Below are 26,186 nucleotides of genomic sequence, written 5' to 3'. Positions count from 1 at the left end.
AGTATGATTTTTTAAATTGATAGGAGGATATATTTATGAAGGCATATCGCTTTCCGCTTATTTTATTATCTTCTATCCTAATTGGTGGTTTCATTGGTTATTTCATGGGTGCCGATGCAGTTGCTTTAAAGCCGCTTGGTGACATTTTCTTAAACTTAATGTTTACGATTGTTGTACCTCTAGTGTTCTTTAGCATCGCATCGTCTATTGCTAATATGGATGGATTAAAACGTTTCGGTAAAATTATGTCTAGTATGGCTGGGACTTTCTTATTTACAAGTATTTTGGCTGCTATTTTTATGATTATTGTCGTGAAAGTATTCCCGCCAGCACAAGGTGTTGTACTAGAACTAACACAACCTGACAAAGCCGGCAAAGCTGTTAGTGTTGCAGATCAAATCGTCGGTATTTTAACAGTATCTGACTTCTCGAAGTTACTATCTCGTGAAAATATGTTAGCTCTTATTTTCTTCTCTATCTTAATGGGGATTGCAACTTCAGCAGTTGGCGAAAAAGGAAAACCATTCGCTACATTCCTACAAGCTGGTGCAGAGATTTCAATGAAGGTTGTATCTTTCATTATGTACTACGCTCCAATCGGACTTGCTGCTTACTTCGCAGCATTAGTTGGTGAATTCGGACCACAACTTCTTGGAACTTACTTCCGAGCAGCAATGGTATACTATCCAGCTTCTCTAATTTATTTCTTTGTATTCTTCACATTCTATGCATACCTTGCAGGTCGCAAGCAAGGTGTACAAGTATTTTGGAAGAACATGGTCTCTCCTACAGTTACATCACTTGCAACTTGTAGTAGTGCCGCAAGTATTCCAGCGAACTTAGAAGCAACGAAGAAAATGGGTATTTCTTCAGACGTTCGCGAAACAGTTGTCCTTCTTGGTTCTACACTTCATAAAGACGGCTCTGTTTTAGGTGGCGTATTAAAAATTGCTTTCTTATTCGGTATTTTCAACATGGAATTCGAAGGACCGAAAACATTAGCAATCGCACTTGTTGTTTCTCTATTAGTAGGAACAGTAATGGGTGCTATTCCAGGCGGCGGTATGATCGGTGAAATGTTAATCGTATCTCTATACGGTTTCCCGCCAGAAGCACTGCCAATTATCGCAGCAATTAGTACAATCATTGATCCACCTGCAACGATGTTAAACGTAACAGCAGATAACGCTTGTGCGGTAATGACAGCTCGCCTTGTAGAAGGTAAGAATTGGATCAAAAACAAATTTGCTTAATAGAAAGAGGATGCTCGTTTAGAGCCTCCTCTTTCTTTCGTTATTTGTTGATAAGTTGATAGCTCCTCTCGCCACAAATTTGTTAAAATCTTCACAAATATTCCACATCCATTATCCATTCTCCGTACTATAATCATGTATGGAAAAGGAGATGAACACGATGACACAAAGCGCACCTGAATTTAAAGTTTTGCAAAGCATTGCATTTCTCGCTGTCGTTTTGCAAAGTTCCTTATTATATACAATGAATCAAGGAAATGTCTTACTTGAGCAATCCCTCATTATGGGCATGCTATTTAATCTTGCAAAATTCTCAGCACCAGCATTCATATTTATCGTTGGATTTCACTTAATTCGTCACTATACAAAGCAATTAGTATATAAAGAATATATTTCTGAAAAAGCGACACACTTACTCATTCCTTATTTCTTTTGGTCTATTCTTTACTTATTAACAACAAACGATCTTATTACATTACAAGGCGGAATAAAAAGTTTATTACTCGGAACAGCCGCGCCCCATCTTTGGTACGTTATTATGATGTTCCAAATTCACTTATTGTTCCCTTTACTATGCACACTTTTTTATTGGTTTCAAAAACGAACAGAAAATAAAAAAGACATATATAAATATATGACCTTTTTCGCTTGCCTATATTTTCTATTAATGTGGTTCTCTTCTCACTATATTTTTAATGGAGAAAAATTAACAAGTTCAACAATTTTACATTATACAGATCGATCATTTCTATTCTACTCATTCTATTTCGTTATGGGTGGCATTGCCGCTGTAGCACTAAAAACTTGGCGTCTATTCGTCATGAAACATATCCCGCTTATAACAATATTATTTTTCATCTTATTTTTATTCATCAATTATGAGTTGTTTAGTTTTTACGGAGCAAACTCTATTCATTTAACTGTTTCTACCTATTTAAAACCATCTATGTTTTTATATATCGTATGCGAAATTATCATACTGTATGTGTTATCTATTATGATAGTACAGCGTCGTGGTTTCTTATATAAAACGTTACGTTTCATTGGAAATTACACGTATGGTGCTTATTTAGCTCACTTATTCTTCTTGCAACTATGCACAAATTTTCTTTCTTTATTCACACTGCAAGAAAATACTATATTATATAGCCTATTACTATTTGTGTTAACGGCTATTATCTCTATTTCAACAATGGTCATTTGTAGCACAATACCATTTCATACTTGGATTACAGGTCCTTCTCCTACAACAAAGATGAAATGAACGAAGGTTGTATTCCGAAAAAATCATAAAAAACTATTCAAGCCATATATTTGATATAATGATACGCATATAAAAAGAAAGCGAGAGACACCTATGATTAATCAAGTTGGACAAATTATGCTATATGTAAATAACCAAGACGAAACAGTACAATTTTGGACAGAAAAAGTAGGGTTCCAAATCATTGCGGAAGAGAATAACGGAAACGGATTCCGCTGGATTGAAATTGCACCGGCGAAAGAAGCAGGAACAAGCATCGTCCTTCACGATAAAGCGTTAATCGCGAAGATGCAACCTGAACTAAACCTTAATACACCTTCACTTATGTTCTTCTCAAATGACTTAGACCGTCTATATAAAGATCTTTCTGAGAAAAATGTCACAGTTGGACAGGTTGTAGATTTACCTACTGGTAGAGCATTCAACTTTGCTGATAATGAAAATAATTACTTTGCAGTAATGGAACGTAAATAAAAAAGAAGCTATCCGAAAAAATCGGATAGCTTCTTTCATTTTAAGAAACTTGTTCTGCATTCGTTTCTCTATGCTGTATATGGCTCGTGATCCAAGCAATTCCACCGGCAACAACGAGATAACATAACAATATTAAAATTTGCATTTGTAATTGCGACCAATCTCCTAAAGAAATAACATCTTGTAATCCTCTAAGAGAATGAGACATTGGGAGAAACTGTCCAATTTTGCTAAGAACAGCTATGTTTAATTCTCCTGGGAAAGTACCTCCGCTCGTCGCTAATTGCAGGACAAGAAGCGTTACCGCTAAGAATTTTCCAACAAGACCAAATACTGTTACTAACATAAGAATAAATGTCATGAACGTAAAGGAAATAACAATACTTGATAAAACAAAAAGTGGCACACTTGCAACTTCTAATTTCATAACTCCTAGCACAACTACATCTACGAGTAGCGCTTGAATGAGTCCAATTAAATATACCAATCCTAGTTTATTAATAAAATGTACCGTTCCGCTTACCTTCATGTTTTGTCTGCGGCCAAGAGGTAAAATATTCGATGCCATAATTCCGCCAACATAAAATGCAAGTGATAAGAAATATGGTGCAATGCCTGAACCGTAGTTAGGAACGTCAGAAACTGTTGACTTCACTAACTGAACTGGCTCTGAGAACATCGTATTGCGTGCATCATCATTACGAACATCCGCTATCTTCTCTGCGCCCTCTCCTAATTTCGTAGAAAGTTCTTTCGCACCATCATCAAGTTTAACAAGTCCATTTGTTAATTTACTAGCACCGTTATTCAGCTCTGTTCCACCACTCGCAAGCTGATTTACACCTTCTTGCAATGATGTAAAGCCATTTCCCCACTTCATAAATCCATCAGCCAAATTCGATGCACCATCTGCTATCTTTTGCGTTCCAGCAGTAGCTTCATTTAACTTAACTCCGAATGTATTTATGCCTTCTTCAATCTTATGTTGACCGTCAGTAAGCTTCTTCGCACCTTGTGTCAATTGTTGTTGGCTATTATTTAAAGTACTTGTTGCTTTAGCTAGTCCATTAGACGTAGCAACGATTTTTTGAAAGGCGGGATCTTGCTGCACTTCTGGATGATTTTTCACGTACTCTTCTAATTGTTGTTTTATACTATTAGCTGCACCATCCACTTTTACTTGCCCTTCAGCAAGCTTCTCACTTCCGCTCACCCATTCATTTGTACCGGCACTTAATTCACTAACTCCTGATTGTAACGTTTTTTCACCTTGTGCTAATAACTCCATACCACTATGAAGTGATGTCGCTCCTTGACTCAGCTTATTTGCTCCCCCGGTTAAAGCAGATTGACTGGATGCAAGCTTGTCACTTCCTTCTTTCAATTTCGATGTCCCATTACTTAAACGATCAATACCATCCGCAAGCTGATTCGCTCCATTTTTTGCATCGGTCGTTCCTTCATGTAACTTCCCAGCACCATTACTTGCATCACTCAATCCTTGTGCCAAATCTTGAAACTTTGAAAAGACACCTTCTGTATAAGATTTCGTAATACTGTTTGAGATTTTTGTTTTCATATTTTCAACAGCTGTCGTTCCAATTTGAGCTGCTACAAAGTTTTTACCTGGATTTACTTTGTACTGCAACTTTGCCGGCTCTGGTTTCTCATCCATAAGTGTACTTACCTTTTTAGAGAAATTCTCTGGAATCGTAACAACCATATAATATTTATCTTCTTTTAACCCTTCATCTGCATTTTTTTCTGATACGAAATGAAAAGCCAGTTCCTTATTCTCTTTTAAATTTTTAACAAAATCGTCTCCTGCATGAATTGTTTTTTCATCCATCACAGCACCCTTATCTAAGTTCACAACTGCAACGGGTAATTTATCTAATCTTCCGTACGGATCCCAATATCCAGCTAAAAAGAATCCTGAATAAATTAACGGAACGATTAATAAAAAAATTAAAGCGATACGTCCATGTTTATGGTGCCACATCGCTTTCCAATCTTTAAATATTAGTTGAATTCCCTTCATGAAACATACTCCTCTTCTAATTTAACACCCTTCGAATGGTTTAACAGATTTACTATACACGTCACTTTCCATACTGTATAATACATCTTTAATTATCAATTCATTCCTTTTGGTCTATAGAAAGGAGATTCGAAATGGAACTGCTCCAGTTAAAATACTTTCAGACAGTCGCACGACTAGAACATATGACAAAGGCAGCTGAAGAATTGCATATCGCGCAACCTTCACTCAGCAAAACAATCGCTAGACTCGAAAAGGATTTAGGCGTTCCTTTATTTGATCGCCAAGGTCGACAGATTACTTTAAATTCTTTCGGAAAAGTATTTTTAAAACGAGTAGAGCGTATTTTTCATGAATTAAGTGAAGGGGAACGAGAAATTAAAGATTTAGCCGAATTACAACAAAGCTCTATTACACTGGCCGTTTCTATTCCGAGAATATTACCAGAACTACTTGGCTCTTTTTTAATAGAACATCCTAACGTTCGATTCCAACAATTTCTTGCATCTACTCCTTCTATGAAACGACAACTAGATAATATAGAAATTGACTTTTGTATCTCCTCTGTGCCAATTGAAGGTGAGGAAATTATTTGGGAACCACTTATTACAGAAGAAATTTTCTTAGTCGTCCCTTCAGGCCACCGTTTATCCGGCCGAGAAAATATCCACCTGCATGAAGTAAAAGACGAACCCTTTATTAGTATGAACACTGGCTATGGATTTCGGCACTTAACGGATGAATTTTGTAAAGAAGCTGGTTTCACTCCGCATATTGCTTTTGAAGTAGATGAACCGACCGTGATTAGCGACCTCATTAAGCAAGGTCTCGGCATCGCTTTTGTTCCAAGTTTAACTTTATTAAAAAACTCTACTTTAGCATCAAGCAAGTTGCGTATTATTGAACCCACTTGTCAGCGAACCATCGGATTAAGTTGGTCAAAAAAACGTTACTTATCGAAAACTGCTCAGAAATTTCGTGAATTCGTTATTGACTACTTCTCTAATATTAGGACGTAAAATTATATGAACAAATAAAAGGTGCCACCCTCATATGGTGGCACCTTTTATTGTTCACTCTTTTTTAATTCTATTTCAGCTAAAAGTGGTAGTACGTTATCAAAAATATGCGTATTATTATTTTCACCTGTTACATATCCACCGTAATATCTACTAAATACATTGTCATTTCGGAATGTGGCCATATGATCATACAATTCCTTCGCAAACTTTGTATCACCTGTTTGTAGTACGTACAAAATCGTTAGTCCGTAAGCGGCTGGCGATTCATAATTCACAGTTTGTTTTCCCGTTTCTAAATTGTAACGACCGTATAGCTTTCCATCCTTTTGGAACTTCTTCTTTATAAATTCCAAATAAGCAGCTGATGAAAGACCTCCTAAACTCCGATGATATGCAACGTATGATTGGTCAATAAGATTCACTTCTTTATCGTACGTAAATGTACCATCTTCTTTATACTCTTTTGGGAATGCCCAGCCATGCCTTGGATAATCAGCTAAAAATTGAACGACTTCCTGATATTGCTGAGCAGAAACTTTGCCGTACTTCTTCATATAGGAGAATGCACGCGGATTTATGTATGATGTTGTTACATAATTATTTTGTTTCCCTGCATCTGCATCATAATAATCAACATAATAATTATCTTTTTTATTATAACGAAGTACAGCATCACTTAATTGATCGGCAAGGTTTTTATAACGCTCTTCCTTATACATTTCATAAGCACGATATAATTGTTCTATAATACGAAGATCATCTATAAGTGCATTTGTAGCTGACTGCCTCTCTCCCTTTTCAGAGAGTTTCCATAAAACGATATGATTCTTATATATGAAATTATCTTGAATAACCTTTACTTGCTCATCAAATAACGCCTGATCATCTTTATCAAGTGTATACTGTAACCATAATCCCGCCGATTCTGATAATGCTTCACGTCCCTTAGCTTCACCCGTACCTGCCTTAGTATCTACTAAACGATACGTGGCAAGTGTTCCATTGTCATTCACCATATGTCTTAAAATAAAATTTTCTGTACGGTTTCCTTGTAAAGCTGACCAAAATACAATTCCACCTAAAGCGATTAAGAAGATAACTCCAATCCCTATATATAAACGTTTCCGCAATCTTTTCACCTCCCTAGTAAGGCTAACCTTAATTTTATCAGAACATACATAAATTTAAAAAAGACAATCTATTAGATTGTCTCCCGCATTTTTATCCCTCACAAACCTCTTTAGAAGGTTTATATAGCGATTGTACAAGTCGATCATATTCACGACGCGTAATTTCTTTATTATATAGCTTCAATAATAAATCTCTATGCTCTTTTGAAAATGCCATCTTTTTAATGACTTCAGGATACATAAAACACCCTCTCCATTTCACATAAACTTCTTGATTCCGAAAAACAGAACTTATGTTCGCATAAAAGATTATAAAAGATTCCTGAGCAAAAAACAAACAAAACATGACCAACCATTTATTTCTTTCTATTCAAAATATTACAACATTATATTATCATATTCACTTTTTAAATACATATATATTTTTGGTAGTTTTTTTGAATAAATCTTCCAATTCAATCAGAAAATAATGGCAAAAAAGAAGAGGAGTTTACATATGGATACGGTAACATTAGCAAGAGCATTTTTTGGTTCTTCATTAGCATTCCACATTATCTTTGCAACACTTGGCGTCGGACTTTCATTGATGATTTTTATAAGCGAAATACTCTATCACTGGAAGAAAGACTCCGACTATGCCATTATGGCGAAAAGATGGACAAAGGCGTTTGCTATTCTTCTCGGTGTAGCAATTCCAACTGGAACAATTGTTGGTGTGCAAATCTCACTTCTTTGGCCTGGTTTTGCCAAAATTGTTGGGCAAGTTATTTCTGTTCCCTTCCAAATTGAGATTTTCGCCTTCTTTTTGGAGGCTTTATTCATGTCGATTTACGTATATGCAGCTGATAAACTTCCTCCATTTATGAGATTAATCTCGCTATTTTTCGTCATGCTTGGTGCCACGGCATCCGCCGTACTCATTACATCAGCAAATACATGGATGAATACACCAGCAGGCTTTTCAATGAATCCAGATGGATCTGTTTTTAACGTTGATCCGTGGAAAGCTTTCTTTAATCCGAGTTTTGGCACAAGTGCATTCCATGTTGTTATTACGGCTTATGCAACTGGTGCGGCTGTCATTGCTTCTATCGCTGGATTTAAATTATTGAAGAAAAATTTAAGTACACGTGAAATTACTTATCATAAAAAAGGGCTACTATTAGGGCTTGTCGTTACATTTATTACAGGCGCTACGATGTGGCTTTCAGGACATGAATCAGCGATTGCCTTACATAAACACTCACCTGAAAAACTTGCATCTGCTGAAGCTTTATTTGAAACGACATCACACGCACCGCTATCCATTGGCGGAGTTGTGGATCCTAATACACTTGAACTAAACTACGCACTTGAAATTCCAAACATGCTTAGCTTATTAGTGGGACTAGACCCTAGCACTGTCGTAAAAGGTTTAAAGGAATTCCCACAAGAAACATGGCCACCATTTTATACACATACACTATTCAACTTAATGGTTGGCACTGCTGCGTTTACCTTTGCAGTTGCAGCAATTGCGCTCTTATATTGGTACTTCGTTTACCGAAAAAAGGGAACAGAACTACCGAAGTGGCTACTTTGGGGGGCTGCTGCATGCGGACCAATTATGATGCTCGGTATTGAATTCGGCTGGATTTTCAGTTGTAGCGGTCGTCAACCATGGACAATTTATGGTATGCAACGTACCGTCGATGCATCTACACGCGCTGATTTCGTCGGTCCTTTATTTGTTTTGTTCATCATTTTATATATTGGACTCGCTATTTTAACAGTCTTTGTTCTACGTACATTCTTTAGAAGACATCCATTAAAGAATGATTTACAACACCAAGGAGGCGATTCTCATGCATGAGGAAAGTATTGCAATCATCATCTTATGGGCCCTTATTTTCGTATACAGTATACTAGGGTCCATCGATTTTGGTGCTGGTTTTTGGGGCATGGTATACGCAAAACATCCAACGCTCGCTGCCAAACTTGCGAATCGGTACTTATCACCCACTTGGGAAGTAACAAATACGTTTCTCGTCTTCGTCGTTGTCGCATTTCTCGGCTTCTTTCCGAAAGCGGCCTTTACCCTTGCGACAGTAATGTTCGTACCAGTTATGTTAATTTTAGTGCTCGTTGCAGTACGTAGTACATTTATGGTGTTTGCTTACTCCTTGCCGAAATATCAGTACCTTCTTCGGGTTATTTCAGGTATTACTGGTCTCTTAATTCCAGCACTATTAATTACCGTTTTACCCGTTACAGAGGGAGCCTATATTACAATGTCTGAAGGAAAAGAAGTACTCTTGTATGGAAAACTTCTTTCTAGCCCGGTTATCTATTGCTATATGCTCTTCGGAATAACGTCTGAACTATTTCTATCCTCTCTCTTTCTTGCTGATTTTGCGAGAGAACAAAGTTCAGAAGATACGTATAGAATTTATAGAAGAAATGCCATCATCCTTGGTCCTGCAACGCTCGTTACGGCGATCATCGCCCTCGTTGTAATGGATCCTGAAACACATTGGCTTATGCAAGGATTAATAAAGCAATTCCCGTGGTTTACAGTTTCTATTGTTTTATTCGTTATCGGATACTCGTCCCTTTGGTGGACAAACAAAAAGTACAATACACTAGGATATCCTCGCATTGCCGTTTTAGCTGTCGTCGCTCAATATGCATTTGCAAGCTACGCTTACGGCGTCGCGCATTTACCTTATATTATTTATCCTGACGTAACTGTATTTACAAGCTTTACAACGACAGAAACGTTCTATGCACTGCTCATTCTATACGCAATTGGGATTGCAATTTTATTACCAGGATTTATTTTCTTCTGGAATTTATTCTTGAAGGATCGTACTTTTTTGAAGGAAAAATAATATAGTCTTGGGGTCTGTTCCAAAAGGCATTTTGGGATGGGCTCCTTTTGTCATGTTTTGTCGATAAGTCGATATATTTTAAAAATCGCTGATATATTTTCAGTTGCGCCGATATATTTCAATGATCGCTGATATATTTTGAGTTACGCCGATATATTTCAATAATCGCTGATATATTTTCAGTTACACCTATATAAATCTCATTTACTACCTTACTGCCCAATCAATTTATAGACTCCTATCACAATAGTTATTTCACTACTAATGACACTTGTCCTTTAGCATGAAAAACACATATTCGCTTCATCTCGTTATACGTCTAGTTCTTCTTATTTTTTGCTGAATATACTACCAATATAACCTTGAGACAAGCTACATCTATTCAAGGGAAAATAGAAAGGTAGGCAAAATATGAGCATTGAAATATGGATTACTATTATTGTATTCTTCTTAACGATGATTGTTATCTTTTGGCGGCCTCGAGGTTTAAATGAAGCGTGGCCAGCAGCAATCGGAGCTGGTATCATCATAATTACTGGACTTGTATCAAAACCAGACGTCATGGATATTATAAGTAAAATTGGCGGTGCTTCCATAACAATATTAGCGACCATCGTCATGGCAGTTATATTAGAAAGCTTCGGCTTTTTCCATTGGTCCGCAGCGAAACTAGCAAATCTAGCAAAGGGTTCTGGACGCCGCTTATACTGGTATATTCAATTATTATGTTTTCTCATGACTCTTTTATTCAATAACGACGGTAGTATTTTAATTACAACTCCAATTTTAATTCTTCTTCTAAAAAATCTTCAATTAAAACCTCATCAGCAAATTCCTTATTTATTAAGTGGTGCTTTAATCGCTACGGCATCTAGTGCACCAATTGGTGTAAGTAATATCGTAAATTTAATCGCATTAAATATCGTTAATATGACTCTTTATATGCATACTGCTATGATGTTTGTACCTGCAACATTAGGCTTATTATTTATGTCATGGCTCATGTATACAGTTTTGAAGAAAAAACTTCCGAAAAAATTACCTGTTTCTTCATATGATATTGAAGAAATTTTCTTCACGAAAAACTTCCATCCACTAAAAGGAAATAATTCTGTTGATACGAAACAAAAACGGACAAGATTCATGTTAAAAGTATTAGGTTTCGTCTTCCTTATGCGCTGTCTTCTATTCGTTGCATCCTTCTTATCCATCCCAATTGAAATCGTTGCAGTACTTGGTTCACTCGTTCTTCTCATTTGGAGATGGTACTACTTACGAACAAATCCTGTCGACATTTTGAAAAAGACACCGTGGCACATTTTAATTTTCGCCTTCTCTATGTACGTCATTATTTACGGACTCCACAACGCAGGATTAACAGCTGCACTTGTACAATGGCTCGAGCCAATTGTGAATCAGCATCTACTCTATGCTAGCTTTGCAATGGGTGGACTTGTATCCATCCTCTCTAACGTCTTCAATAACCATCCTGCCCTTATGATTGGTACAATTACATTAACAGAAATGGGACTAGATCCAGTCACATTAAAAACAATCTATCTTGCAAACATCATTGGTAGTGACATCGGTTCACTATTACTACCAATTGGTACACTAGCTTCACTCATTTGGATGTATATTCTGAAACAAAACAAAATTAAAGTAAAATGGAAAGACTATTTAAGTGTATCCCTTATCGTTATCCCGCTCACAACAGTCGTCACACTATTCCTCTTATTCTACTGGGTACATCTCTTCTTCGCCTTATAAAGTGAAACTTTAATCAGTGGGGGTTTTGTTCATCCCCCACTGATTATTAGCCTTCACCAATCGGGCTTTTACGGGCAGCCCGACCCCGACCTAACTTCTTTGCTTCCGCTGAATTTTGAGGTGGGGGTCTTACTGCCCACAAATAGCGGGATAAACAACAGAAGCCCCATTTGCTACCGTCTTAGCAAATGGGGCTTCTTCTATAATAAAGTTAGGTACTACAGTGTGATCAATCAAGTAAAGAGGTGTAACATGTTATTGATATAAATGACTACCAGCTTCTTTAAATTCTTCTGCTTTCTCTTTCATTCCTTTTTCAATTGCTTCTGTCGTTTCTAAATCATTTTCTTTTGCATATTCACGGATATCATGTGAAATTCTCATACTACAAAACTTCGGTCCACACATTGAACAGAAGTGAGCTGTCTTTGCCCCTTCTGCAGGCAACGTTTCATCATGATATTCCATCGCACGTTCAGGATCTAAAGATAAATTAAATTGATCGCGCCAACGAAATTCGAAACGTGCTTTTGAAAGTGCATCATCACGCTGATGAGCCGTTTTATGTCCTTTTGCAAGATCAGCCGCATGCGCTGCAATTTTGTACGTAATAACACCCGTGCGTACATCATCTTTATTCGGTAAACCTAAATGTTCTTTCGGCGTTACATAACAAAGCATCGCTGTTCCAAACCAGCCAATCATCGCAGCTCCAATCGCCGATGTAATATGGTCATAACCGGGTGCAATATCTGTCGTTAGCGGCCCAAGTGTGTAAAACGGCGCGCCCTGACAAATATCAAGCTCTTTCTCCATATTCTCTTTAATTAAGTGCATCGGTACGTGTCCAGGTCCTTCGATCATAACTTGCACATCATGTTTCCAAGCAATTTTGGTTAATTCACCAAGTGTTTCAAGCTCAGAAAACTGTGCTTCGTCATTTGCATCTGCAATAGACCCTGGACGTAATCCATCTCCAAGAGAGAACGAAACATCGTACTGCTTCATAATTTCACAAATCTCTTCAAAATGAGTATATAGGAAGTTTTCTTTATGATGGAATAAACACCACTGCGCCATAATCGAACCACCGCGCGAAACGATACCTGTCGTACGCTTTGCCGTGATTGGAATGTAGCGAAGTAATACGCCAGCGTGAATCGTAAAGTAATCAACGCCTTGCTCCGCCTGCTCAATTAACGTATCACGATATACTTCCCACGTTAAATCTTCTGCAATTCCGTTTACTTTTTCCAGCGCTTGATAGATCGGTACAGTTCCAACTGGTACAGGCGCATTACGAATAATCCACTCACGCGTCGTATGAATGTTTTTACCTGTAGATAAATCCATAATCGTATCTGCACCCCAGCGCGTTGCCCACGTCATCTTCTCTACTTCTTCTGCAATAGAAGAAGATACAGCAGAGTTTCCGATATTTGCATTTACCTTCACGTGGAAATTACGCCCGATAATCATCGGTTCTGCTTCCGGATGATTAATATTCGCTGGTAAAATAGCACGCCCTTCCGCAATTTCCTTACGAACAAACTCAGGCTCTACTCCTTCACGAATTGCAACGTATTCCATCTCAGACGTAATAATGCCATTACGCGCATAATGCATTTGCGTAACATTTGCACCTTGCTTCGCTCTAAGCGGCTGGCGATCCATTTGTGGGAAAACAGGTGTATGTTTCGAAGCCACTTTCACACCATCATCCTCTGGTTTCACCTCGCGCCCTTCATATGCCTCTACATCCCCGCGCTCCATGATCCAAGAATGACGCGGCGTTGGAATTCCCTTTTCCAGCTCCACTTTATACGCCGGATCCGTATAAGGACCACTCGTATCATACACACGGACTGGAGGATTTGGGATGCCGTTCGTTTCGCTTTGTTCAATCTCACGCATCGGCACTTTCATGCCTGCGCGTGGTCCATCCACATATACTTTCTTACTCCCTGGTAAACTCGATTTCAATTCAATTTGCTCAGCTGAAACAGATTGTTTCATAATTTTTGTTGCCCCCCTGTTCGTGACAAGGACGAGATATGGCCAGCGCATGCCAAAATAAAAAGAGCCAGGTCCATAAAAAAATAAGGACCTGGCTCATAAAAGACATCATTATGTAAAGCCGTTAACTTCCCTACGCTGGTACGAGCCAGATCAGGTCCAAAGGGTTAAGAAGATCACGCGCTTCTCTCTCAGCCTACGCATACGTTAGGCACCCCTAGTTTATCACTGATTTAATTTTCAATACTTTCCCATCATACACGATAATCTGAAAAATGCAAAGGTTATTTCTTTTTCTCTTTATGGAATCATCCACGTTAAATAATATGCTTGAACATACGTCATAATACCAACAATAATTACGAAGAACACCCTATTGTAAAAATAGTTTATGACTTAACATGGGAGTTTAAAAACATCTTCACCACAAAGAGTGTTGAGAATTTCGACCATTGTATTGAGAAAATGAAAAATACTAATATACAAGAGTTTAAGAGCTTTACGAATGGATTAGCCCGGGATATTGAAGCTGTCAGAAATGCGGTAACTTATGAGAATAATAATGGTCTTGCCGAAGGGAGCATAAACAAGTTAAAGCTTATTAAAAGAATCATGTATGGTCGATGTAAATTCTCCACATTGCGGACAAAGATTCTACTTTTGGAGAGAATGAGACTTTTCAACTAACTTCGGGAAGAACCATTTTTTACTTGCCAAATACATTCATCAGTCCCGTTTGACAAAGAGCCTTTGTCTCTGCTGCATTTCGCTACAACTGCTACTGTTACCTGCCATACAATCTTCAATAGAGATAGGTAACAATTTACTATACAAGGAACAAAATTGACCTGCTCCTCCATTTAGTGATTTAACTATCTTTATTATTCAGAGCTAAAAATCAAAGAGAAAGCTCTTACATTTATTGTAACATTATTTCCTTAATATGTTAATTTTTTGTTGTCTTGTTAGTTAAAGGGGTACTTAGTACAAAAAATAACCGTAGATAGTAGCACGAACACTGTTCTTGTTATAATTAATTTTTTTCAGAACGTCTATAATCCTCTTTTAAAAAATATATGTAAATATAATAAAAAACGAATGATTAATAGAAATATTCTACACCACTCGTTTTTTATCGGACTTCTTTTTACTGTACTTTTATTTTCTTTATGAGTTATTAGAAAAATAATTGTCTATATAAGTCTTTATCTTTTCAAAATTCTTTTCCATAAATAAGATTGCTGGTACTTCAATTATTGGAAGATTATTTTCATTATCAAAAGCTGGACACGGTTTGGGAACTACCAAATAGTCAACTGAGTTTTTATCCCTAATATAATTAATTGAAACATCATAATACTTAGAAAAATATTCCTTCAAATCATCCTGATTCCTTAAAAATGGTAGAGAAAATATTGAACCATAATTTATACCAGCGTCGACAATTAATACAAAACATATTTTTTTCATGATACACCCTCCTCGTATAATAAGTTTTAAGTTAATAACTGTTCCTTGAAAATTAAATAGTTTTTATCTTCAAGAGCTACATCAAAAAAATGATGTATGGGTAAAATTTAGTCTTGGATACTGGGGGATTTACCCAGATAATGGAAGTATAGAAATGGACCCATCGGGAATATGCTTACTCCTCCTGTAGTTCGACCACGTTAAAAGACTGTGACCCAGACCAAAATGCACTGCATACGCACAAGCTGTATCGGTTTCCTTCACTTACCTCTCATAGTGGGGAGGGCAGCTTAGATGAAGGCAATCATTGAATACTCATACGCGAGGTTGTGGCTATGTTTTGGACTCTAGGAAGATCCCACAGTATCCAAGCTCATTCCAAATACTATTCAAAGAAAGGAGGTCCTTTCTTTGAGATTATTCGTAGCTATTGATGTAAGCTCTGAAAAACTTGATGTATGTTTTCTTGACAGTCATGACACTGTTTTGAAAGAAATTTGTCTTTCAAACGATGTGAATGGTGCCAACGCCATTAAGGAGGATGTTTTCCATTTTCACCAGTTGTACAACTATAAAAAAATTGTCATTGGCATGGAATCTACTTCCGTCTATAGTTTCCATCCTTCCATGTTCCTAACGGAAGATAAGGATTTGAGGGCTTTAGACGTGGAAGTGGTCGTACAAAATCCAAAAGCCATCCATCGGTATAAAAAACTCTTTGAAGAAGATAAGACCGATAAAATAGATGCTTTCCGTATTGCCGATTTTTTACGAATCGGACGGTATAATAAGTTTCTTATCAAGGAGGAAAAATACGTTGCCCTTCAACGTTTAACACGATCTAGATATCAACTCGTTCACCAGCAAACAGAATGTAAGCAACACTTTCTGAAGAACCTTTACTACAAATGTAATACGTTATCGAAAGAGTTAAATACCTCTGTTTTTGGTGCGACGATGATGGAAATACTCTCAGATTCCCTTTCGTTGGATGAAATCGCAGAAATGGATCTAGAAGCACTCGCTACTCTTCTTCAGAAAAAGGGGAAAGGACGCTTTAGCGACCCGGAAGATTTAGCGAAAACCATCAAGAAAGCCATACGTGACTCCTACCGACTAGGTAAGGTCGTTCAAGACTCTGTGGACGTTGTATTAGCCACTTATGCACGATTGATTCAAACATTGAAAAAACAAATCAAAGAGATAGAAAAAGCATTACTGCTTTATTCTAAGCCATTCCAGAAGCGAGATATTTAACAAGTGTTCCAGGCATTGGAGTCGTATACGCCGCGGGAATCATTGCGGAAGTTGGACAAATTGAACGCTTTGAGAACGAAGCACAATTGGCCAAATACACCGGTCTTTACTAGAAAAAATCGCAATCTGGAAACTTTGAATCGGAACGAACACCCATGACACGAACGGGAAACCAGTATCTTCGTTATTACATGGTTGAAGCTGCCAACTCTGTACAACTTCGTGAAGCTACTTACCGTGCTTATTATTTAAAGAAATATGATGAAATTCCGAAATACAAACATAAAAGAGCCCTTGTCTAAAGCCGTAACTAGATTCGCTAAATTGTTTTTCAAATATTGAACCCAGCACTTGACTGATTGCTTGTTGAACAACCCTATCCACTACTGTCGGTATTCCCAATTTGCGCATCTTCCATAAAAAGAGCCAGGTCCATAAAAAAATAAGGACCTGGCTCATAAAGACATCATTATGTAAAGCCGTTAACTTCCCTACGCTGGTACGAGCCAGATTAGGTCCAAAGGGTTAAGAAGTTCACGCGCTTCTCTCTCAGCCTACGCATACGTTAGGCACCCCTAGTTTATCACTGATTTAATTTTCAATACTTTTCCATCATACACTATAATCTGGAAAATTCAAAATTTATTTCTTTTGTTGTTTATGGAATCATCCACGTTAAATAATAAGCCTGAACATAAGTCATAATCCCTACAATTATTACGAAGAACAAACTATGCTTCACTGTAAAACGGAACAAATCCGATTCTTTTCCAGCAAGACCAACTGCTGCACAAGCAATCGCAATCGACTGCGGAGAAATCATTTTACCTGTTACACCGCCTGTTGTATTTGCTGCAACAAGAAGCACTTCAGATACGCCGACTTGCTGCGCTGTAATGGCTTGTAAATTCGAGAACAGTGCATTCGCAGACGTATCAGACCCTGTTAAGAATACGCCAATCCAGCCTAAGAAAGGCGAGAAGAACGGGAATAGTCCGCCAGTTCCTGCTAGTGCTAACGCTAACGTAGAAGATAGACCAGAATAGTTTGCGATAAATGCAAACCCTAGTACGAATCCGATTGATAGAATTGGCATTTTTAATTCACTTAACGTTTCTTTAAATGTCACTACTGCATCTTTTACATTCATTTTCAAAATAAACATGGAAATGATACAAGCAATTAAAATCGCCGTTCCGGTTGCTGATAATACATCAAACTTCAGAATTGCCTCGTAAGGCGTTGGTTTATTTACAATCGGCTCTGCTTTCATTACTAGATTATGCAGACCTGGAATTTCAAACTTAAATACAAGACTTGCTAAAGCCCCTCCTGGAGCGAATAATGCCTTAAAGAAACTTTGGCTCCAAATGACTACCATAACCGTTAATACGATAAATGGAGACCATGCTTTTACTACTTTTCCAAACGTTAATTTCGGCATCGATGCTGCTGTCGTTGTTGCTGCTACTTCACTATTTACTTGCCCGGATTGATAAGTTTCTTTCGGCTGCCAAACTTTTAAGAACAGCGCTAAACTAATTAAACTTACAAGTGCCGATGTAATATCCGGAAGTTCCGGCCCTAAAAATGTCGCTGTAATGAACTGCGTAATCGCAAATGAACTACCCGCTACAAGTAACGCAGGCCACGTTTGTCTTATCCCTTTAAATCCATCCATTAAAAATACGATAAAGAATGGAACAAATAATGATAGGAACGGTAATTGATGCCCAGCCATTTGTCCAATTTTATGTGGATCAATACCTGTTACTTGTCCAGCAACTGTAATCGGAATTCCCATCGCTCCGAACGCCACTGGTGCAGTATTTGCAATTAAACAAAGACCTGCTGCGTATAAAGGATTTAACCCAAGACCCGCAAGAAGCGCTGCTGTAATCGCTACTGGTGCCCCAAATCCTGCCGCTCCTTCTAAAAATGCTCCAAATGAAAATCCAATTAAAATAACGAGTAGACGATGATCGTTCGTAATCGATAATACCGATGCACGAATCACATCGAATTGACCTGTTTTCACAGAAATTTTATATAAAAATACCGACATAATGATAATCCAAGCAATTGGCCATAATCCGTATAAGAAACCATATCCGGTCGCTGCCATTGCCATCGTGAACGGCATTTTATAAGCGAATAACGCTACTAAAACTGTAAGTACAACTGTAATAAATCCTGCCACATACCCTTTCATGCGGAAAACTGCTAAAGCTAAGAAAAAAAAGATAATCGGAATAAGTGCGACCGCTGCCGAAATCCAAATGTTTCCGAATGGATCATAAACTTGTGTCCATGTGTTCATTGTTCTCTCCCCCTAAAGAATCCCCTTTTGAATAGAATAACCTCATCAATAGACTATCAGGTCATCATACCTTTAAGTCTAAAATAAAAAAACGTTTAAGAAAACGTTTTCAACAACTTTCATTTATACTGTACCATAACAATTTCTATTAAAAAAGATTTTTTTGAAAATTTTATTATTTAACAGAAAATCTTACAAAATCGTCACGTTCTTGTAATGTTCATCGATAGGAAGTTTGCCAAAATTATTGCATAATAATAGTATAACAACAGAAATTATTTATGAGGTGATATATATGAACGGAAATAAAATATTAGCTGCGTTATCATACTTTAGTGTACTATTTGCCCCTATCTTATTCCCTATTATCGTTTGGATTGTAGGAGACGCTGAAACAAAACCACATGCAAAACGTGCTCTATGGACACACATCATTCCAAGTATCGCTACATTCATTGGCGTAACTATTTTAGGAATTATGGGTCTTGGATCTAATCAACCAGATGTAACACTTGGAATTGGATCAATGATTGTCTTAGCTATTTGCGGAATCATCAGCTTATACTACTTCATCTGGAACATTGTAAAAGGAATTAAAGTGCTGAAAGCTTAATTTTAAACAAACATTTGTTTAAAAAGGGCCCCTTGCAAATTGCAAGGGGCCCTTTTCCTAATTCGTTCACTTTATCTTCTGCGTTTCTTCTTTTTTCTCATCATTTTCTTTCGGCGCGTATTCACTTTATCCGCTATAATGTGGAGCGTACTTGCCACAACAATTCCCATTAAGAACGTTACAATTTCAACCTCATGTTTCTTCGCAATTTCTATTAAATTACCATCCAGTGCGATTACATTTAATAGAAATAAAAATGGAGAAAAGACGATTAACATGTACGCAATACGAATCACATCACCAAGTATAATCGTATGCGTAAAGAAAGATCGATGCGGCATTACTTTTTTATAAGGATACCAAAATATACGTAAGAAACCCCATTTGTTATAAGCATTACTGTACGTATCTAAATCCGGTGTTAAAAATGAAGTACCTACTAAAAAACCAATTGCAAAAGTTAATAAAAAATCAAAATTTGTTAATCCATACGAAAAGAGCAAAAACAAAACAACCGGAAGGGATATTAAGTTTATTTTCGTATGCGTTCTTCCTGATGGCATAATGCACTTCCTCGCTTACGTTCGTCCTGTCACCTCATGACAGATTTCACCTATTGACCTAATTTCTGATCGATAAATGTTGTGTCTATATCCGAACCAAACCATTCTGCCAACTTCACTCGTGCCTTATCTTTCACATCTTCATTAACGTATAACGACACCTGTATTAGTGCGGCCGTTAACGCCCCTAAATCATCCGTATAGCCAATTCCAGCAATGAAATCTGGAATCGCATCAATCGGTGCAATAAAATAAGCAAGTGCTCCAATTACAATAATTTTCACTCGTTTTGGAACATCGGGTCTTTGCAAAACGTAAAACAGTAATAAACTTGCATAAATGACCGACTGCCCTGCTTGCTTTGCAACATGTTTTACTTTCTTCCAAAACGCTTCAACTGAAAATTTTTGTTTCATGTAAAAAGCCTCCCTATTTTTAAAAAGAAATAAGCTACAATATGTTATCAGTAAAAGTTCATGGAAATTACACAAAACCTATCAATGAACTTTTATTGTAACAAACAAACTAAGAAAGAACAAGTGTTCGTTAATTTTCACACGATTTCCTTCATATAATAGATTTCTAGATAACCCTTACCCATCTTCGTTTCTTATTTCTCAACAAAGAAAATTTTCACTTCTACTTAACATTCTGCTCTACCTTTGTTATATTTTCTAGTTGACGGACATATAAACGAATGTTAAAGTTTTCTCTGGTAGTGACAAATCTTATACAAAAAATGTAAAATGTTATAGTGTTTCTCAGAAATGAATTTTGTTGTATAATACAGAAATGACGTTATGCTTATGAGCAACAAAAGAAACCAAAAGGGTATGCATAGTTATAGTCGTATATGGGTGAATATAGAACCTTTAATTATGGCCAAGAAAACTATGTATTTTTTATTTTAGCATTTTTCGCTCCAAAATCGACCAAGCCTGATAGAGAAAGGGTGGAAATGAATGAAAGAAACCTTGAAATCACAATTTCAAAATGTGCGTTTCACTGTATTCGTAGCTTTAGCCTTATGGCTGAAAACTTACCTTATTACACGCACAAGCTTTGACTTAAAACTTGAATCTTTCATGCAAGAATTCATTTTATTCCTTAGCCCATTAGCAGCATCATTACTGCTTGTTGGTCTTGCATTATTTGCAAAAGGGAAAAAACGTAACTATATAGCACTTGGAATTAATTTTGTCTTAACAATCGTTCTTGTTGGTAACGTAATGTTCTACGGATTCTACAATGACTTCGTTACATTACCGGTGCTAGGACAAACATCTAACTTCGGAAGTTTAGGTTCTAGTGTGAAAGAATTATTTAACTACAAAATTATCCTTGCATTTGCAGACATTATCATTTTCTTCGTTCTATTGAAGAAAATGAAGAACTTTGCACCTACAGAGCGTGTAGCACGCCCGATGCGTTCTCTATACTTCGTATCAACAGTTGCTATTTTCTTCGCAAACTTAGGACTTGCAGAAGCTGAACGCCCAGAACTATTAACACGTTCATTCGACCGCGTTATGCTTGTTAAAAACTTAGGATTATATGTACACCAAGTATACGATCTTGGCTTACAAGCAAAATCAAGTTCACAAAAAGCGTTCGCTGACGGTAGTAAATTACAAGAAACAGAAAACTACGTAAAAACAACACAAAGTAAACCAGATCCAAATATGTTCGGTACTGCAAAAGGGAAAAACGTAATTGTTGTCTCTCTTGAGTCATTACAAACATTCTTAATTGGTGCAACAGTTAACGGACAAGAAGTTACACCATTCTTAAACCAATTTACGAAAGAAAGTTATTACTTTGATAACTTCTTCCATCAAACTGGACAAGGTAAAACATCTGATGCTGAATTCCTAGTAGATACTTCGTTATATCCACTAGACCGCGGTGCTGTATTCTTCACACACGGTAATAATGAATATACAGCAACTCCAGAAATTTTACGTCAGCAAGGGTATCACACGTCGGTATTCCACGCAAACAACGCAACATTCTGGAACCGTAACATTATGTACCCAGCACTTGGTTATGATCGTTACTACAACGAGCTTGACTACAAGATTACGCCAGAAACAAAATTAAACTGGGGATTAAAAGATATCGAGTACTTTGATCAATCTATTGATATGTTAAAACAAGTGAAGCAACCATTCTATACTCGCTTCCTTACTTTAACGAATCATTACCCATTCACTTACGATGACAGTACAAAATTAATCGACGAATACAATTCTGGTGATGGAGTATTTGACCGTTACATGGTAACTGCTCGTTACTTAGACGAAGCAATGAAACACTTTATTGAGCGTCTAAAAGCAGAAGGTATTTACGACAACTCAGTAATCGTATTCTACGGTGACCACTACGGTATTTCTGAAAACCATAACCGTGCAATGGCACAGTTCTTAGGAAAAGAAGAAATCACTGCATTTGACCATATGAACTTACAAAAAACACCGATGTTTATTCACGTTCCGGGTCAAAAAGAAGGTAAAACAATTTCGAAACCAACTGGTGAAATTGACATTAAACCAACTATTCTAAACTTACTTGGTGTAGATTCTACAAATGACGTTCGATTCGGTCATGATGTATTCTCACCTGATAATAAAGGATTTGTTGTTCTTCGTGACGGTAGCTTCGTTACAGATAAATACATGTACACAAACAGTACATTCTACGATCGTGCTACTGGCGAAGTTGTACAATTACCGAAAGAAGAATCTCAACCACTAATTGATCGCGCCCAAAATGAATTGAACATGTCTGATAAAATCATTGAAGGTGACTTACTTCGCTTCTCTGAAAGTAATAAGATCAAAACTGGTGAAGTAAAAACAGTTATTAAAGAAGAAAAGAAGAGTGCTGAGTAATCTCAGCCTCTTTTTTTATTTTCTTCCATACAACTACTTATATTCATTAACTTTAAAATTACATAACCTTTACCAAATATTCACATAGTGTTAATGAAGAATCTCTATAATAAAATATGTAAACAAGGTTCTACATATTTCTTATCTCTCATCTTTCGTAAGATCCCTTAAAGAAGTGTGTAAATCTCTTGTTTCTACTTTCTTATAATTGTCTTTCAACATGTTTTGTTTCCATACACAAAACATTCAACGAGACAATGTCCCTATGAAAGATAGCTACCCTCCTTGTGCAGCATTCCATAAGAATGTTGCTTTTTTTTATTTAAAAGCAGGATTCTCATTCTTATTTTCGAATTTGTATATACAAAATGCTGTAAAGTGAAACTTTAATCAGCCCTCACCAATCGGGCATTTGCGGGCATATGTAGAGAATTACTTACATAAAAATTACTATAGTGATTCTTATCTCGCATGAATGAAAGTTTCACGTTACTTACGTACTTACGAAAGGATGGGACGGAAATTGGCATACGAAAAATTTGTACTTTGGAATGATGAAGTTATTGATACAACAAAACAACAAACGTACATAGAACTTGAAGAAAGAGGTTTGCAGTTCGGAGATGGTGTCTACGAGGTTATTCGCCTATATAAAGGGAACTTTCACTTATTAGATCCGCACATAACGAGATTATATCGATCCATGGAAGAAATAGAATTATCGCTCCCTTTCTCAAAAGCTGAACTCATCACTTTACTTTACAAATTAATTGAAAGAAACCATTTCCACGAAGATGGCACAATTTATTTGCAAGTATCTCGCGGTGTACAAGCTCGCACACATATATTTTCATATGACAACCCTCCGACAATTTATGCCTATATTACAAAAAAAGAAAGACCAGCGTTATGGATCGAATATGGTATACGCGCTATATCAGAACCGGATACTCGATGGTTACGCTGTGACATTAAATCATTAAATTTATTACCAAACGTACTAGCTGCTACGAAAGCTGAACGGAAAGGCTGTAAAGAGGCACTTCTCGTAAGGAATGGTATTGTAACGGAAGGAAGTCATTCCAACTTCTTTTTAATTAAAAACGGAACCCTTTACACACATCCAGCCAATCACCTTATTTTAAATGGCATTATTCGTCAATATGTCCTTTCTTTAGCGAATACTCTTCACATACCTGTACAGGAAGAACTTTTCAGCGTTCGTGACGTTTATCAAGCAGATGAATGCTTTTTCACAGGCACAACGATTGAAATTTTACCAATGACCCACCTCGATGGAACCGCGATTCAAGATGGGCAAGTTGGACCTATCACCAAAAAACTGCAAAAATCTTTTAATAAAATCTTGTTACAATCCAATATGTCATCTTCTTAAACACGAATAATTTCTGTCCTTTCATATTCAATATATGCATTTAAATGGAAATCAAGGTGTAAATTTATGCCTTGATTTTTTCTTGTAATCTTTTTGTCATATTCAGATTCCCACATAAGCCTTGACAGTAATCGACATGCTCTTTAGAATTTTTAACAGTTGGTAAATATTTCTTCACTACATTACAGACAGAAAGGAATCGACAAATTATGAAAAAGTATCTTGCCGGTCTTGCGGCAGTGTCTGTAGCAGGAGGAGCAGCACCTACACTTGATAGTGTTCAAGCTGCACCTGAACAAAATACACAAAAAGCTGCTACAACTGTCCAAGCTTCTGCGTCAAACAACTCATCTTATACGGTAAACGCGAGCGTCTTACATGTTCGTGCGGGATCAAGCACTTCTCACGACATCATCTCACGCGTTTATAACGGTCAATCATTAAACGTGATTGGCGAAGAAAATGGTTGGTTCAAAATTAACATTAACGGAAAAACAGGCTTTGTTAGTGGCGAATTTGTATCAAAAAGTGGAGCAGCAAACAACAATGTAAGCACAGGTGGAAACAATAAAGTTACTGCTGATGTATTACGTGTACGTACAGCTCCTAACACTTCTAGTTCTGTTTCTGGACGTGTATATGAAGGACAAACATTAAACGTAATTGGACAAGAAAATGGTTGGGTGAAAATTAACCATAATGGACAAGTAGGTTATGTAAGTGGCGAATTCGTATCTGGCGTTTCTTCTAATGCGGGTTCTTCAAACAACAATACGAATAATAACAACCAAGAAGTAAAACCAGCAAGCGGAAACTATACAGTAAATGTATCTTCCCTTCGCGTTCGTACAGGTCCTAGTACTTCTCACACAACTGTAGGTTCTGTCAAAAAAGGACAAGTAGTACAAGTTGTCGGCGAAGTTCAAGATTGGTTCAAAATCAATTACGCAGGACAAACTGCTTATATAAGCAAAGACTACGTAACAAAAGGCGGTTCTAACGAAAACGTTACAGAAGGCAACAAACAAGAGCAAAACAATAATAATGGAACTATTCAAACTGGTGGTTCTTACGTAGTTAACGCTACATCTTTACGTGTTCGTACAGGCCCTGCCGCTTACCATAGTGTAATTGGTGGCGTTTTAAACGGTACAACATTAAACGTAGTTGGATCTGAAAACGGTTGGTTTAAAGTAAATTACCAAGGAAAAACAGGCTTTGTTAGTAGCGAATTTGTAAAATTCGTTAAAGGTGGCACTACTACTCCTGAGCAACCAAAACAACCTGAAAAACCTAACCAAGGTGCAATTGGCGACTATTACATTAATGCTTCTGCACTAAATGTACGTAGCGGCGAAGGTACAAATTATAGAATCATAGGCGCACTTCCACAAGGTCAGAAGGTTCAAGTAATCTCTGAAAACTCTGGATGGAGCAAAATTAACTACAACGGTCAAAATGGTTATATCGGAACACGTTACCTATCTAAAACACCAGTTGGAGGCGCAGTAGATAATAAGCCTAACAATAACCAAAATAACAATCAAAACAATAACAACAACAATAATTCTACCACGTATTTAAGAAATTTGGTCATAACATTAGCCGTCAAAGTGTTGCGGGATATTGGAGTAGCCTACCACAAACTTCAAATCCACAACCAGGTGACTTAATTTATTTCCAAAATACTTATAAATCAGGTCCTTCTCACATGGGTATTTACCTTGGGGGCGGATCATTTATCCAAGCTGGAGATAAGGGTGTAGCAATCGCTTCATTAAGTAACTCTTATTGGAAGAGCCACTTCTTAGGATACACGAAAGCACCTTAATTAAT

General features: G+C 37.1%; 20 protein-coding genes, 3 pseudogenes and 2 riboswitches. Of the genes and pseudogenes, 14 read left to right on the top strand and 9 right to left on the bottom strand.

Features of this window, described 5'->3' with window-relative positions; translation table 11 throughout:
• Nucleotides 1-35 precede the first annotated feature (35 nt).
• The 3 genes from CQ064_RS12535 (at nucleotide 36) to CQ064_RS12525 (ending at nucleotide 2,991) form a co-directional block, all read left to right on the top strand.
• Nucleotides 36-1,253 carry a dicarboxylate/amino acid:cation symporter gene (locus tag CQ064_RS12535; protein WP_000649376.1) on the top strand — a complete coding sequence of 406 codons (1,218 nt, stop codon included), beginning with the start codon at nucleotides 36-38 and terminating at the stop codon, nucleotides 1,251-1,253.
• Nucleotides 1,254-1,413: 160 nt separating this feature from the next.
• Nucleotides 1,414-2,517: an acyltransferase gene (locus CQ064_RS12530; RefSeq protein WP_000194335.1), complete on the top strand. Its 1,104-nt coding sequence runs from the start codon at nucleotides 1,414-1,416 to the stop codon at nucleotides 2,515-2,517.
• Nucleotides 2,518-2,610: 93 nt separating this feature from the next.
• Complete coding sequence (locus CQ064_RS12525; protein ID WP_000610162.1) at nucleotides 2,611-2,991, top strand: VOC family protein; 381 nt, start codon at nucleotides 2,611-2,613, stop codon at nucleotides 2,989-2,991.
• A 40-nt stretch (nucleotides 2,992-3,031) separates the two neighbouring features.
• Here CQ064_RS12525 and CQ064_RS12520 read toward each other — a convergent pair whose 3' ends face one another.
• Nucleotides 3,032-5,032, bottom strand: coding sequence for a YhgE/Pip domain-containing protein (locus CQ064_RS12520; protein WP_000676355.1), 2,001 nt, complete (start codon nucleotides 5,030-5,032; stop codon nucleotides 3,032-3,034).
• A gap of 134 nt (nucleotides 5,033-5,166) precedes the next feature.
• Between CQ064_RS12520 and CQ064_RS12515 the strand changes: the two genes are divergently transcribed.
• Nucleotides 5,167-6,051, top strand: coding sequence for a LysR family transcriptional regulator (locus CQ064_RS12515; RefSeq protein WP_000421921.1), 885 nt, complete (start codon nucleotides 5,167-5,169; stop codon nucleotides 6,049-6,051).
• Between the two features lie 47 nt (nucleotides 6,052-6,098).
• Here CQ064_RS12515 and CQ064_RS12510 read toward each other — a convergent pair whose 3' ends face one another.
• Together CQ064_RS12510 and CQ064_RS33605 are read right to left on the bottom strand one after the other, a co-directional pair.
• Nucleotides 6,099-7,184, bottom strand: coding sequence for a hypothetical protein (locus CQ064_RS12510; RefSeq protein ID WP_001231666.1), 1,086 nt, complete (start codon nucleotides 7,182-7,184; stop codon nucleotides 6,099-6,101).
• A 91-nt stretch (nucleotides 7,185-7,275) separates the two neighbouring features.
• Complete coding sequence (locus CQ064_RS33605) at nucleotides 7,276-7,425, bottom strand: hypothetical protein (RefSeq protein ID WP_000283179.1); 150 nt, start codon at nucleotides 7,423-7,425, stop codon at nucleotides 7,276-7,278.
• Between the two features lie 255 nt (nucleotides 7,426-7,680).
• Here CQ064_RS33605 and cydA point away from each other — a divergent pair, with 255 nt between their 5' ends.
• The 3 genes from cydA to CQ064_RS12495 all read left to right on the top strand — a co-directional run bounded on the left by cydA (nucleotide 7,681) and on the right by CQ064_RS12495 (nucleotide 11,824).
• Nucleotides 7,681-9,036, top strand: a complete 1,356-nt coding sequence (gene cydA / locus CQ064_RS12505; protein WP_000381989.1) for a cytochrome ubiquinol oxidase subunit I — start codon at nucleotides 7,681-7,683, stop codon at nucleotides 9,034-9,036.
• On the top strand, nucleotides 9,029-10,054 hold the full coding sequence (locus CQ064_RS12500; protein WP_000544183.1) for a cytochrome d ubiquinol oxidase subunit II: 1,026 nt from the start codon (nucleotides 9,029-9,031) through the stop codon (nucleotides 10,052-10,054). The genes cydA and CQ064_RS12500 overlap by 8 nt, the downstream gene beginning before the upstream one ends.
• Before the next feature lie 411 nt (nucleotides 10,055-10,465).
• Nucleotides 10,466-11,824, top strand: a complete 1,359-nt coding sequence (locus tag CQ064_RS12495; protein WP_000021123.1) for an arsenic transporter — start codon at nucleotides 10,466-10,468, stop codon at nucleotides 11,822-11,824.
• Nucleotides 11,825-12,079: 255 nt separating this feature from the next.
• Here CQ064_RS12495 and thiC read toward each other — a convergent pair whose 3' ends face one another.
• Nucleotides 12,080-13,840 carry a phosphomethylpyrimidine synthase ThiC gene (gene thiC / locus CQ064_RS12490; RefSeq protein ID WP_000814450.1) on the bottom strand — a complete coding sequence of 587 codons (1,761 nt, stop codon included), beginning with the start codon at nucleotides 13,838-13,840 and terminating at the stop codon, nucleotides 12,080-12,082.
• Nucleotides 13,841-13,953: 113 nt separating this feature from the next.
• Nucleotides 13,954-14,069: riboswitch (TPP riboswitch) on the bottom strand.
• Nucleotides 14,070-14,140: 71 nt separating this feature from the next.
• Nucleotides 14,141-14,212: pseudogene (locus tag CQ064_RS34420) on the bottom strand (L-lactate permease); the annotation flags it as partial.
• A 3-nt stretch (nucleotides 14,213-14,215) separates the two neighbouring features.
• On the opposite strand from CQ064_RS34420, the gene CQ064_RS12485 reads away from it, so the two are divergent.
• Entirely contained in the window at nucleotides 14,216-14,527 is a 312-nt protein-coding gene (locus tag CQ064_RS12485) for a transposase (protein WP_372584603.1), read from the top strand.
• Nucleotides 14,528-15,007: 480 nt separating this feature from the next.
• Here the strand turns inward: CQ064_RS12485 and CQ064_RS12480 are convergent, their stop codons facing one another.
• Nucleotides 15,008-15,310 carry a hypothetical protein gene (locus CQ064_RS12480; RefSeq protein WP_000717611.1) on the bottom strand — a complete coding sequence of 101 codons (303 nt, stop codon included), beginning with the start codon at nucleotides 15,308-15,310 and terminating at the stop codon, nucleotides 15,008-15,010.
• A gap of 411 nt (nucleotides 15,311-15,721) precedes the next feature.
• Here CQ064_RS12480 and CQ064_RS12475 point away from each other — a divergent pair, with 411 nt between their 5' ends.
• Together CQ064_RS12475 and CQ064_RS34415 are read left to right on the top strand one after the other, a co-directional pair.
• Nucleotides 15,722-16,567, top strand: coding sequence for an IS110 family transposase (locus CQ064_RS12475; RefSeq protein WP_003272200.1), 846 nt, complete (start codon nucleotides 15,722-15,724; stop codon nucleotides 16,565-16,567).
• A pseudogene (locus CQ064_RS34415) lies at nucleotides 16,546-16,869 on the top strand (transposase). Before CQ064_RS12475 ends, CQ064_RS34415 begins: the two are co-directional and overlap by 22 nt.
• A 169-nt stretch (nucleotides 16,870-17,038) precedes the next feature.
• Nucleotides 17,039-17,154, bottom strand: a riboswitch (TPP riboswitch).
• A 71-nt stretch (nucleotides 17,155-17,225) separates the two neighbouring features.
• On the opposite strand, the gene lldP reads toward CQ064_RS34415, so the two are convergent.
• Nucleotides 17,226-18,887, bottom strand: a complete 1,662-nt coding sequence (gene lldP, locus CQ064_RS12465; RefSeq protein WP_001099343.1) for an L-lactate permease — start codon at nucleotides 18,885-18,887, stop codon at nucleotides 17,226-17,228.
• A gap of 295 nt (nucleotides 18,888-19,182) precedes the next feature.
• Here lldP and CQ064_RS12460 point away from each other — a divergent pair, with 295 nt between their 5' ends.
• Nucleotides 19,183-19,500 (top strand): magnetosome magnetite crystal formation protein family, encoded by a 318-nt coding sequence (locus CQ064_RS12460; protein ID WP_001014101.1) that lies wholly within the window; start codon nucleotides 19,183-19,185, stop codon nucleotides 19,498-19,500.
• 71 nt (nucleotides 19,501-19,571) lie between these two features.
• On the opposite strand, the gene CQ064_RS12455 is transcribed toward CQ064_RS12460, so the two are convergent.
• A complete protein-coding gene (locus CQ064_RS12455; RefSeq protein WP_001139059.1) occupies nucleotides 19,572-20,063 on the bottom strand; it encodes a metal-binding protein in 492 nt (163 codons plus the stop codon).
• Nucleotides 20,064-20,113: 50 nt separating this feature from the next.
• Complete coding sequence (locus CQ064_RS12450) at nucleotides 20,114-20,479, bottom strand: YkvA family protein (RefSeq protein WP_000810369.1); 366 nt, start codon at nucleotides 20,477-20,479, stop codon at nucleotides 20,114-20,116.
• A 546-nt stretch (nucleotides 20,480-21,025) separates the two neighbouring features.
• Between CQ064_RS12450 and CQ064_RS12440 the strand changes: the two genes are divergently transcribed.
• The 3 genes and pseudogenes from CQ064_RS12440 to CQ064_RS12425 all read left to right on the top strand — a co-directional run bounded on the left by CQ064_RS12440 (nucleotide 21,026) and on the right by CQ064_RS12425 (nucleotide 26,181).
• Nucleotides 21,026-22,954, top strand: a complete 1,929-nt coding sequence (locus CQ064_RS12440; RefSeq protein ID WP_000665350.1) for an LTA synthase family protein — start codon at nucleotides 21,026-21,028, stop codon at nucleotides 22,952-22,954.
• 511 nt (nucleotides 22,955-23,465) lie between these two features.
• Nucleotides 23,466-24,350 (top strand): D-amino-acid transaminase, encoded by an 885-nt coding sequence (locus tag CQ064_RS12430; RefSeq protein WP_075717958.1) that lies wholly within the window; start codon nucleotides 23,466-23,468, stop codon nucleotides 24,348-24,350.
• 209 nt (nucleotides 24,351-24,559) lie between these two features.
• Nucleotides 24,560-26,181: pseudogene (locus tag CQ064_RS12425) on the top strand (C40 family peptidase).
• Nucleotides 26,182-26,186: the final 5 nt, after the last annotated feature.

It is taken from the genome of Bacillus sp. MYb78, assembly GCF_002975115.1.
Lineage (GTDB): Bacteria > Bacillota > Bacilli > Bacillales > Bacillaceae_G > Bacillus_A > Bacillus_A cereus.
The sequence above is the reverse complement of the archived record's forward strand: the minus strand, read 5'-3'. Positions and strand labels throughout refer to the sequence as shown.